Raw genomic sequence first — 1,302 nt, 5'->3', positions numbered from 1 at the left:
CCTGCCGATGCGCTCGTCGGGCAGCCAGCCGCCGGCGGGCTCGTGCGTGCCCGGGTCCTGGCGCGTCACGGCGCTGTACAGCACGTCCATCGAGTTCACGTCCACCACGGGCGAGTCCGTCCCGAACGCGAGCACCGTGGAGCGGTCGAGCAGCGTGCGCAGCGGCCACATGTAGGGCACGCGCCCGGGCCCCAGGTCGCGCTCGGGGCCGCCCGGGTCGAGCGTCATATGCGGCGGCTGCACCGCGGCCACCACCTGCAGCTCGGCCAGACGGCCGAGATCCTCGGGCAGGAAGTTCTCCAGGTGCTCGAGGCAGTTGCGGCGCCCTTCCGGCAGCGGCCCGTACGTCGCCCGCGCCTCCTCGAAGATGTCGAGTGCGGCGTGGATGGCCGCGTCGCCGATGGTGTGGATGCGCACGGGGTAGCCCCGCTCGGCGGCAGCCAGCACCAAGGAGCGCATCACGGCGGCGTCCACCGTGGGTCGGCCGCAGTCGCCTTCGGCGCGCGCGTTCGCGTAGGGCTCGGTCACCCAGGCCGTGTGCTGGCTCGACACGCCGTCGAAGAACTGCTTGAAGCCGGTGGCCTGCAAACACGGCCCCGTGTAGAGCGCGCGCATCGTCTCGAAGCGGCCCATGTCGCCCGTCAGCGTGGGGAAGAGGTGCACGCGCGCGGTCAGCTCGCCGCGCTCGAGCAGGGCCGCGTGCACGTCGTCGCGGATGAAGTCGAGCCCCGGATGCGCCATGAGCGACATATCGCAGACGCTCGTCACGCCGAACGCGCCAAGCCGCGCGAAGAACCCGCGGTAGGCGCTCGCCACCTCCTCGTCGGTGAACGATCCCATGATCTGCGGCATCAGCTCCATGGCGGCCGCCTCGCGCACGATGCCGGTCAGCTCGCCCGCCTCGTCGCGATCGTAGGAGCCGCCCGCCGGGGGAACGCTGTCGCGCGTGAGCCCCAGCTCGGCCAGCGCCGCCGAGTTGAGCCACAGCGTGTGGGCGTCGCCCGAGTACAGCGCCACGGGGCGGGCGGGGAAGGCCTCGTCGAGCGAGCGCTTCGAGGGAAGCACGGGCGGGTCCCACCGGTACTCGCGCCATCCCTGCGCCAGCAGCCAGCCGTTCGGGCGCTCGGCGGCGAACGCCCGCATGCGCTCGACGCAGTCGGCCTCGTTCTCGCCGAGGAACATGGTCGCCAAGGGCGAGGCGTACACGGCCGAATGGAAGAAGTGCAGGTGCGAATCGTGGAATCCGGGCACCACGAGCGCGTCGCCGAAGTCGCGCACCTCGGGCGCGGGGCCCTCGTTGCG

General features: G+C 72.4%; 1 protein-coding gene. It reads right to left on the bottom strand.

The window, feature by feature from the left end; all coding sequences use genetic code 11:
• Positions 1-1,302 (bottom strand): amidohydrolase (locus tag GPA_RS09560; RefSeq protein WP_156791156.1); only part of this gene is annotated, 1,302 nt, incomplete at both ends.

It is taken from the genome of Gordonibacter pamelaeae 7-10-1-b, from assembly GCF_000210055.1.
In the GTDB taxonomy this organism is placed as follows: Bacteria; Actinomycetota; Coriobacteriia; order Coriobacteriales; family Eggerthellaceae; genus Gordonibacter; species Gordonibacter pamelaeae.
Note: the sequence above shows the minus strand (reverse complement) of the source record. Positions and strands in the feature narration are given on the sequence as shown.